The sequence below is a fragment of the Gallibacterium salpingitidis genome (genome assembly GCF_001678495.1).
Taxonomy (GTDB): domain Bacteria; phylum Pseudomonadota; class Gammaproteobacteria; order Enterobacterales; family Pasteurellaceae; genus Gallibacterium; species Gallibacterium salpingitidis.
In genome coordinates this window covers 1-8,949 of record NZ_JTJL01000028.1, presented here as the reverse complement: position 1 = coordinate 8,949, position 8,949 = coordinate 1, and the positions used below count along the sequence as shown (strand labels likewise).

At 36.0% G+C, this 8,949-nt stretch carries 11 protein-coding genes; 7 read left to right on the top strand and 4 right to left on the bottom strand.

The window, feature by feature from the left end; translation table 11 throughout:
• Positions 1–101: 101 nt before the first annotated feature.
• The 3 genes from QS62_RS06560 to rsmI all read right to left on the bottom strand — a co-directional run bounded on the left by QS62_RS06560 (position 102) and on the right by rsmI (position 2,953).
• Positions 102–1,013 carry an AEC family transporter gene (locus QS62_RS06560; RefSeq protein ID WP_066107707.1) on the bottom strand — a complete coding sequence of 304 codons (912 nt, stop codon included), beginning with the start codon at positions 1,011–1,013 and terminating at the stop codon, positions 102–104.
• 246 nt (positions 1,014–1,259) lie between these two features.
• Positions 1,260–2,054 carry an alpha/beta hydrolase gene (locus QS62_RS06555; RefSeq protein ID WP_066107714.1) on the bottom strand — a complete coding sequence of 265 codons (795 nt, stop codon included), beginning with the start codon at positions 2,052–2,054 and terminating at the stop codon, positions 1,260–1,262.
• Between the two features lie 44 nt (positions 2,055–2,098).
• On the bottom strand, positions 2,099–2,953 hold the full coding sequence (rsmI, locus tag QS62_RS06550; protein ID WP_066107702.1) for a 16S rRNA (cytidine(1402)-2'-O)-methyltransferase: 855 nt from the start codon (positions 2,951–2,953) through the stop codon (positions 2,099–2,101).
• A 116-nt stretch (positions 2,954–3,069) separates the two neighbouring features.
• Between rsmI and QS62_RS06545 the strand changes: the two genes are divergently transcribed.
• The 7 genes from QS62_RS06545 (at position 3,070) to QS62_RS06515 (ending at position 7,638) form a co-directional block, all read left to right on the top strand.
• Positions 3,070–4,800, top strand: a complete 1,731-nt coding sequence (locus QS62_RS06545) for a penicillin-binding protein activator (protein WP_066107699.1) — start codon at positions 3,070–3,072, stop codon at positions 4,798–4,800.
• A 4-nt stretch (positions 4,801–4,804) separates the two neighbouring features.
• Entirely contained in the window at positions 4,805–5,176 is a 372-nt protein-coding gene (locus QS62_RS06540) for a YraN family protein (RefSeq protein WP_066107696.1), read from the top strand.
• The gene (locus QS62_RS06535) at positions 5,169–5,759 is read left to right on the top strand and encodes a D-sedoheptulose-7-phosphate isomerase (RefSeq protein WP_082966148.1); all 591 of its coding nucleotides are present in this window, start codon (positions 5,169–5,171) and stop codon (positions 5,757–5,759) included. Before QS62_RS06540 ends, QS62_RS06535 begins: the two co-directional genes overlap by 8 nt.
• Positions 5,760–5,780: 21 nt before the next feature.
• A complete protein-coding gene (dolP, locus tag QS62_RS06530) occupies positions 5,781–6,371 on the top strand; it encodes a division/outer membrane stress-associated lipid-binding lipoprotein (protein ID WP_066107693.1) in 591 nt (196 codons plus the stop codon).
• A gap of 109 nt (positions 6,372–6,480) precedes the next feature.
• Positions 6,481–6,762, top strand: a complete 282-nt coding sequence (locus QS62_RS06525) for a hypothetical protein (protein ID WP_066107691.1) — start codon at positions 6,481–6,483, stop codon at positions 6,760–6,762.
• Between the two features lie 60 nt (positions 6,763–6,822).
• Positions 6,823–7,221 carry a hypothetical protein gene (locus tag QS62_RS06520; protein WP_197496272.1) on the top strand — a complete coding sequence of 133 codons (399 nt, stop codon included), beginning with the start codon at positions 6,823–6,825 and terminating at the stop codon, positions 7,219–7,221.
• Positions 7,222–7,335: 114 nt separating this feature from the next.
• A complete protein-coding gene (locus QS62_RS06515) occupies positions 7,336–7,638 on the top strand; it encodes a hypothetical protein (RefSeq protein WP_066107685.1) in 303 nt (100 codons plus the stop codon).
• Between the two features lie 130 nt (positions 7,639–7,768).
• Here the strand turns inward: QS62_RS06515 and QS62_RS06510 are convergent, their stop codons facing one another.
• The gene (locus tag QS62_RS06510) at positions 7,769–8,587 is read right to left on the bottom strand and encodes a 5'-nucleotidase, lipoprotein e(P4) family (protein WP_066107681.1); all 819 of its coding nucleotides are present in this window, start codon (positions 8,585–8,587) and stop codon (positions 7,769–7,771) included.
• Positions 8,588–8,949 lie beyond the last annotated feature (362 nt).

Below are 8,949 nucleotides of genomic sequence, written 5' to 3'. Positions count from 1 at the left end.
AGTGAGAGGGGACCCAAAGCTATTTTATAGAAGTTTGTGACAAAATTTAGGTTTGTCAGCAGTCTGGGGCTTTATATGAAAGCCCCTAATTTTTGTAATCTTTAAATAATAAATTTTAAAAATAAGATGATCCAAACGACGGCGACTAAAGTTTGCATCGTGATAATGCTCGTCATTAAAGGTAAATGACCGCCTAATTGTCGGGCTAAGATAAAAGCACTTGGTGCGGTCGGCATAATACCAAATAAGACTAGAACAGCTTGCATTAAAGGATCTAAGGCAAAACCTTGTGCCAAGATATACATAAAAAATGGTAACACGATAAATTTTGCTACAGAGCTAATCAACAGGTCACGTTTAGAGCTGTTCAATTCACGAATCACTAATGCATAACCAATGGATAACAACCCTAAAGGTAATGCTGCTTTACTTAAAATTTTTAATAGATTTTCTAGGCTAATCGGTAATGCTAAACCCGATAAATTGATGGTAGCACCAATTAAACAGGCAATAATTAAAGGATTTTTGATGATAGATTTTATTAAATAAGAAAAGCCTAATTTATTATTGTCGGAATAAAAGGCGAATATGCTGACACAACAAACGTTCACGAATGGAATAGCGACAGTCAGAATAATCGCACTTAACACTAATCCTTCACTGCCAAAGATAGCACTAGCCAGTGCGAGAAAAACATAAGTATTAAAGCGAATACCTCCTTGTACGATAGAGGTAAAAGCTACATTACTGGTTCTAAAAATCATATTGAGAAAAATTAATACCAGCAGTGTTGCAAACAGCGCCAGTAAGACAACCAACATAAAGTTTAAGCTATCAGCGGAAAATTTTGCGTTTGATAATTCGATAATCAATAAAGACGGCATTAACACAAAGTAGGTGAGTTTATCAGCTAAAGGCCAAAATTCATGTGAAGGAAAAGAAATTCTTTTGAAAAAATAGCCGACGAGAATCAAACCAAAAACGGGGAAGATGCTGGTAAAGATGTGTTCCATAATGTTTCACCAATAATCTTAGATGCAGTTCGACTATCATAAGAAACGTTATTGGAATTTGCTAGAAAAAAGATAAAGAAAATTTGCAAAATGTAATTAAATTGATTTAATTGTGTTAAATGCAATTTATTTGGGAGTGCTGAATAATATAATTTGACATTATGTATATGGAACAGTAAATTTTTTACCAATATGACTGGCACCTCTGCATTAATTTGTACGTGCCAGTTTTCATTTTTACCTATATCAATCACTTAAAAGCGAAAACCACAAAAACTCAACAAAATGATCTGCCCAATGTTTTTCGTGGTGGATTTCATTTGCCATTACTCGTAAACAAATATTGTCTAATGGGTGCCCTGTACGTAATAAAGATTGGTAATAACGCAAAGTGCAATCAATATAAGCTTGATTCATATTAGAAATAAATTCAGCATCGGCATCATCTCCCTCTTTAGTACCTACTTGAATAAATACTTTACTGGCAGGATCAAGCGGATGTTGGTGCATAAAATCTAAAAAGTCAGATTCGCTAAACCACGAAGCGAGAGAGAATACACCTAAATGACCAAAAATATGCGGGTAAGCTGCGCCCATATAAGCAGTAATAATGCCACCCATTGAGCTACCAGCGAGTAGTGTATGTTCACGTTCTGGTAAGGTGCGATAAGTTTGATCAATAAATGGTTTTACTACCTCGACTACCCATTGACCATATTCCATTCCTAAACCACCGAGATGACGCACATCAGGAGAGCCAACGTCCGTTTGCCAAGGCGCATATTCATTTAAGCGTTCTGTACCGGCATTATCAATGCCCACAATGATCATTTTAGGGAGTTCTTTATAGTGTTTGATAGTTGGAATAATTTTCCATGAATAACCAGAATAAGATTCTTTGCTATAAAACACATTTTGACCATCGTGCATATATAACACAGGATAACGTTGCCAATGTTTTTGATGATAATTTTTGGGTAATAAAACACGAATACGTCGCATATGATCGAAATAAGGAACATAAAGATAATGTTCTTGCATTTCTAAATAATGATGATGATGCACAATAATTCCTTTTTTAACGATTAGCGCTCATTAGCAAAATGGTCTAAACCATATTGGTAGAGTGCATTCTTCTTGTAACCATAAACTTCAGCGACAATAGCAGTTGCTTTTTTCAGTGGTAATTCTTGACTGATTAAACGCAAACTTAACAATGCCTGTTCGCTGAACTCAGCGTCCTCTTGTTCGGGCGCTCCCTCAACCACTAAGACAATTTCTCCTTTACAACGATTAGCATCTTGCTGTAACCAGTCAATCAACTCGGCGAGCGTATTACCATAAATGGTTTCCCAAGTTTTTGTTAATTCGCGTGCCATGACCAGGTAACGATCTTTACCGAAGATCAATAACATATCTTGTAAAGTGTCTAAAATGCGATGAGTTGATTCATAAAAAATTAAGGTACGAGTTTCATTATTTAATGCGGATAAGCGATCGCGCCGCGCTTTACTTTTGGCAGGTAAAAAGCCTTCAAAACAGAAACGGTTGGAGGCAATACCGGCAGCAGATAGTGCGGTAATTGCTGCGCAGCAACCGGGAATCGGCACTACTTGAATTTCCGCTTGACGACAAGCGCGCACCAAATGAAAGCCTGGGTCGCTAATTAATGGAGTACCCGCATCAGAAATTAAGGCAATATTCGTACCTTGTTGTAATTTCTCGATTAATAAAGCAGCTTTTTGCTGTTCGTTATGATCGTGTAACGCAAATAGTGGTTTTTTAATCGCATAATGATTTAATAATAACCCACTATGGCGAGTATCTTCTGCCGCAATAAGGTCAACTTGAGTTAAAATATCCAACGCGCGTTGGCTGATATCATTTAAATTTCCGATTGGTGTAGCAACAATATACAATGTGCCAAATAAATTGCTCATAATTAAGTCTTTTATTTGCTTTTAAACTAATAGATAAGTAAGATTTCACAGGTGCTCAACAGTCAGTTGAGCGGTTTTCTTTTGTCATGATAGTTCAAATTATCATAGGGATGAATATGTTAAACATTCTATTACAACGAATGAATTTAAAAAATCTTTTACTGATTTTTTTTGTGATGTTTAGCATCGCAGGTTGTAGCACATTATCTGGTTCAGGTAATAGCATGTTACAAAATGATGCTTATGCAAGTTCAGATTTTTATTTAGACAAAGTTAATAGTAGCCAAGATGCGGAAGAACGTACTAATTACCAATTATTGGCAGTACGTGCATTGATTAGTGAAAATAAAATTGCTCAAGCAGCAAGCCTATTATCTTCTTTAAAAGAGCTTGACGATGATCAACAACTTGATGCCTCAATTTTAAAAGCAGCAGTGTTAGCGGCACAACGTGACAGCAATGGTGCAACAGGTTTACTTAATACAATCAATATGGATAGCTTAAGTAATTCACAAAAAGTACGTTATTATGAAGTGCTAGCGCAAGTTGCGGAAAATAATCAAGATACTGTTGGCGCAATTAATGCTCACGTACAAATGGATCGTTTTATTAGCGATATGCAACGCAAGCAACAAAACAACGATACTATTTGGAGCTTATTAAGAAGTTTAGATAAAAACACTTTAAACAGCTTAATTGTTGATCCAAATGATATTGCGCTAAAGGGTTGGGTCGATTTAGCTAAAGTTTATAATGATCACATCTCTCAACCAGATCAAATGCGTTTTGCGATTCAAAATTGGAAAACAACCTATGCAAATCATCCAGCAGCCTTTTTATTGCCAACGGATTTACGTGGTGTTGTGAATTTTGAAGACCTCAAAATTCAACAAGTAGCATTATTATTGCCTTTAAGCGGTAATGGCGAACTTATCGGTAAAATTATTCAGCAAGGCTTCAATGATGCCCATGGTAATTCACCAGTAATCGTGAAAGCTTATGACACAATGGGCGGTACACCGGTAGCGGATTTAGTTAATCAAGCAAAACAAGACGGTGCACAGGCGGTAGTGGGTCCATTATTAAAAGATAATGTTGAAGCATTATTAAATAGCAATGCAATGCAAGGATTAAGCGTATTAACCTTAAATACCGCACCAAGTATGCGTCCGTTACAAGGCGTTTGTTATTACGGTTTATCACCAGAAGATGAAGCGCAATCAGCGGCAGTAAAAATGTGGCATGATGGCGAAACCAATCCAATTGTGTTTGCGCCGCAAAATGATCTTGGCCAACGTAGTGCTTCAGCCTTCAATGCAAAATGGCAAACTTTAGCAGGTACTGACGCGAATACCTATTACTACAACTTAGTTGATGATATTTTGGCTAATATTAAGAATGCCTCAATGTCTGGCAAAGTGAATGCAATTTATGTGGTTGCTGACAGTCAACAATTACAAGAAATTAAAACTGCATTAGATAATTCTGATGCACATGGTATTGCAATCTATGCAACTTCACGCAGCAATTCAGCAAATAATGGTCCAGATTATCGCTTAACTATGAATGGCGTAAAATTTAGTGATATTCCATTCTTAAGTGATTTAAATTCTGCAAGCTATCAACAAGCGTTGAAATTAGCGAATGGCGATTACTCACTACTTCGCTTATATGCAATGGGTGCAGATGCTTGGATGTTAATCAATAAATTTGCTGAAATGCGTCAAATTCCGGGTTATACCATTAACGGCTTAACTGGTGTGTTAAGTGCTGGTGATGGTTGTAACATTGAACGTGCGATGACATGGATGCAATACGATAACGGTAACATTAAAACAATTAACTAATTTAATGACGTTATTTAAACCTAGACAACAAGGCGGCGAGTTTGAGCAACAAGCTCGCCGTTTTTTAGAGCAAAAAGGGCTGAGTTTTATTGCGGCAAACCAAAGTTTTAAATGTGGTGAGCTGGATTTAATTATGCGAGAGCAGCAAACCATCGTGTTTATTGAGGTTCGTCAGCGTAAAAGTGATCAGTTTGGTTCAGCGGTAGAGAGCATCTCTTGGGCTAAACAGCAAAAATGGATTAAAACAGCAAACGTATGGTTAAGCCAATTTGATGAAAGTTTAGATACAGTAGATTGTCGTTTTGATGTAATTGCTTATGACGGTAAAGATCATCAATTGACCTGGCTGAAGAATTTTATTGAATTCAATGGTTGAGATTATGTTAGAAAGAATAAAAGCATTATACGAAGAGAGTATCAAAGGACATATTGCGACCGCGGCAGTTATTCCAGAAGTCTTAGAGAAAACAACCAATGAATTAACGCAATGTTTATTGCGTGGCAATAAAATGGTGGTGTTTGGTTATGGGCGTTCAGCTGCCAATGCACAATTATTTGTCGCTAATTTAATCAATCGTTATCAGCTTGCACGCCCGAGTTTTCCTGCGGTCTTTTTAGGGTTGGACGGTACAGTCGGCGCCGCATTATTAAGTGATAACAGCTTGCTTGAAGCCTATCAGAAGCAGTTTAATGCGATGGTGCAACCTGGCGACATTTTAGTGGTATTAACGCCGGATACCGAAGAAATTTCCCTCTCCTTAATTCGTAATGCCAAAGAAAAAGATATTTTAGTAGTTGCATTAACCGGCGATAAAAGCGATCATCTTGATGGTCTATTAGACGAAAACGATATTAATATTACTGTTCCAGTACCGAAAGAGGTACGAGTTTTGGAACAACATTTGTTTATTATTAATACTTTATGCGAATTAATTGATTTTTCGCTATTTTCTCACTAAACCCCAAAAAAGGAGGCAATGATGCGTAATCATCAATGGAAAAATCTACTTAAGCTAACCGCAACGTTAGGCACAATTTTATTATTGCAAGGTTGTGTTGCAGCAGTTCTTGGTGGTGGAGCAATTGCAACAAAAGTGGCAACAGATCCGCGCACCACAGGCACTCAAATCGATGATCAAACACTAGAATTACGGGTGACAGATGCACTTCGTAAAGATAAACAACTCGATGAACAAGGGCATGTCAGTGCGATCGTTTATAACGCTAAAGTATTGTTAGTTGGACAAGTGCCAAGTGAAGATTTGCGTGAAGTGGCAACTAATCTTGCGCGTGGCGTAAAAGATATTGCTGATGTTTATGAGCAAATTGAAATTGGGCCAAAAGTAAGCTTTGCTCAAGCAAGTAAAGATACTTGGATCACAACACAAGCCAAATCCAAACTATTTGTGAATGGTAATGTGAAAGCGACAGATGTCAAAGTTGTCACAGAAAATGGTGTTGTGTATCTATTAGGTCGTTTAACACAAGCACAAGCTAATGCCGCGGTAGATGTAGTGCGTACCATTAACGGCGTGAAGAAAGTGGTAAGAGTGTTTAGTTATTTGAACTAAGTCTCAATTATTTTCATTAATTCGACTACAAAGCTCCAAATTACTATGTAATTTGGGGCTTTTGTGTAAAATGATTAACAAACAATGATACGATGTTGAGGAAAAATATATGGATGAGAAAATTTTTGGGTTAGCTTTACTATTTTTAGTAGGATTATTTTTTTACTTCTGTTTTCATATTGATCCGGATGCATCACTTATCAGCAAATTGATTCTTTTTCCTTTAGGGATCGGTATAATTTTTGTCATATACTGTGTGATACTACTGAATTTTGTTTTACTGCTAGTTATTGCTCAGAAGGATACAGATACAACAACGATAGTTGTATTGATAGGTTCGGGATGTTGCTTATGGGCAGCTAAAACCACATTTGTCTACTTTTTTCTGTAAGAATGATGAATCAATAAGGTAAAAAATTGCCTTTTATTAATTTAATATTGAGATGGTAATGTGATGAAACAGATTGAGCATAATGAAGATACAAGAAAAGAAAGGGATAAAAAAGATATCTGTGAAAACGTAGTGATGATTGCTGCAGGTATTTTTCTAGTTGGACTGTCATTTTGGTTAGTTAAACCACAAAATTTTTCAGAATATTTTATTGCCTTAGTGCCGATGCTAGTGCTTCTTTTCATTCAAGTTGCAATTTATATGGGTATATGGATGGCCTTTTTTAAAGGAATAGAATATATTTTGCAGCGATTTATTAAGAGAGATATTAGCTGTGGTCTTTTCGAGAAACTTCATCAATCCAATCACCCTATAATAAAACGATTTGTAGGAATATTAATTGCATTACCAATGATGTATATATTTGTATTATTAATGGATTGGCTTTGGGGTAAATAATGAAGGGAGTAAAGATGACATTACTCCCTTCGTTTTTGATCTTGAATTGTCAAACTAAGTGCAACACTTTATAAATGATTAACAAATCGGCGATACGATGTTGAGGGAGAATCTATGAGTATGAATGAAAAAGAGAATGTTTTGGTGTTCACTATGCTGTTTTTAATAGGGTTATTTTTTTACTTCTGTTTTCATATTGATCCGGATGCATCACTTATCAGCAAGTTGATTCTTTTTCCTTTAGGAATGGGCATATTTTGGGGAATATATGGGGGTGTGGGTTATGCATTTTCCGTTTTTATGTTTCTTATGATTAAGTCAAAGTATGGTAAGGAATATCATTTTGAATTAATGATGATTACTTTAGTACTAAGCTTATGGGCAGCTAAAACTACATTTGTCTATTTTTTTCTGTAAGTCTGATGGATCAATAAGTTAAAAAATTGCCTTTTATTAATTTAATATTGAGATGGTAATGTGCTGAAACAGATTGGGCATAATAAAGGGAGTAAAGAGGACATTACTCCCTTCGTTTTTGATAAAAAGGCTATTTTCCGTCCCACGCTTTTAACGCAGCTTCACGAATTTTTAATTGTTCAGATGGTTTTTTCTTAAAGTAATTTGGATCTAAACCGCCTTCCCAATCACCATAATTTGGATTTGGTAACACAATATATTGTTTACCAAATTTGCTTTGGTTTTCAGCAACGAATTGACGACGTTCTGCATTTGGTTTGTGATAAGTCGCATCACCATAGTCATTTAGATTATCGCCTACATACATCACAATTTCATAGCCCATTTTCTCAATCTCAGCAAAGCGAGCTGATTTTGCAGATTTATCTTTTTTCAACAATAAAGTTTTATCGTTTACGCCAGTGAAACCTAAACGTTTCATATCATCGATGGTGCCAGCTTTTTCATTGCTGTCTTTGCGGTTTGATACATAGAACATAGTACCGCCGTGGCTATTAACATAATTTGCAAATTCTACAGCACCAGGAACTGCTGCACTTTGGCGTGCATTTACCCATTTAGTCCAACCTTCACTAGTATAAGGTTGTAGATTTTTAGATTGCCATGCAGCGTGAGCACTATTATCAATTAAGGTTTCATCTAAGTCAGATACAACGGCTTTCTTTTTACCTTTTTGTACTTTTGCTTTATCAAAACTAATTTTGGCAATATTAAATGCTTGATAAGCAAGCGCTTGGTATTCACCAGATTGTTGAACCCAGTTCACACCGAAAGTGGCTTGATCAACTAAACGTTGCGCACTTTTTTTCTCAATATCTTGTTGATTACTGCAAGCAGATAACGCCAATGCAGCGGAAATAGCTAAAACACTTAGTTTTAATGTTCTCATTATTCTCTCCTTGAAATAATTGTGGTAATGAGCTCGCTTATTTTACTCCTTTTCGAGTAATGAAGTTGTTATAGGTTTGTGATGTGTGTCACAAAAATAAGATATTGTTTGATAATGATGTTTAGAAATTGACTGATTTGCTTAATGGTTGAGCAAAACTAAAAAACGAGTGGATAGTGAAAGATAGTGGAAAGTTGTGTTGTTAATTTCCTTAATGAATAGCTTGTAGTGATCCACTAATTTAACAGTCCCTGATAGGTTGTTTTGCTAAAACGGATGGTAATCCCTGATTGTAAGCATGAGGACGAACGGTATTATAATAAAATACATAATTCTTAATGTCCTCCTTCGCTGCCGACAAT

What these genes read in the sequence shown, in the direction of transcription:
- QS62_RS06560 (WP_066107707.1), bottom strand. Translation starts at nt 1,013, where the DNA reads ATGGAACACATCTTTACCAGCATCTTCCCCGTTTTTGGTTTGATTCTC.
- QS62_RS06555 (WP_066107714.1), bottom strand. Translation starts at nt 2,054, where the DNA reads ATGCAAGAACATTATCTTTATGTTCCTTATTTCGATCATATGCGACGT.
- rsmI (WP_066107702.1), bottom strand. Translation starts at nt 2,953, where the DNA reads ATGAGCAATTTATTTGGCACATTGTATATTGTTGCTACACCAATCGGA.
- QS62_RS06545 (WP_066107699.1), top strand. Translation starts at nt 3,070, where the DNA reads ATGTTAAACATTCTATTACAACGAATGAATTTAAAAAATCTTTTACTG.
- QS62_RS06540 (WP_066107696.1), top strand. Translation starts at nt 4,805, where the DNA reads ATGACGTTATTTAAACCTAGACAACAAGGCGGCGAGTTTGAGCAACAA.
- QS62_RS06535 (WP_082966148.1), top strand. Translation starts at nt 5,169, where the DNA reads ATGGTTGAGATTATGTTAGAAAGAATAAAAGCATTATACGAAGAGAGT.
- dolP (WP_066107693.1), top strand. Translation starts at nt 5,781, where the DNA reads ATGCGTAATCATCAATGGAAAAATCTACTTAAGCTAACCGCAACGTTA.
- QS62_RS06525 (WP_066107691.1), top strand. Translation starts at nt 6,481, where the DNA reads ATGGATGAGAAAATTTTTGGGTTAGCTTTACTATTTTTAGTAGGATTA.
- QS62_RS06515 (WP_066107685.1), top strand. Translation starts at nt 7,336, where the DNA reads ATGAGTATGAATGAAAAAGAGAATGTTTTGGTGTTCACTATGCTGTTT.
- QS62_RS06510 (WP_066107681.1), bottom strand. Translation starts at nt 8,587, where the DNA reads ATGAGAACATTAAAACTAAGTGTTTTAGCTATTTCCGCTGCATTGGCG.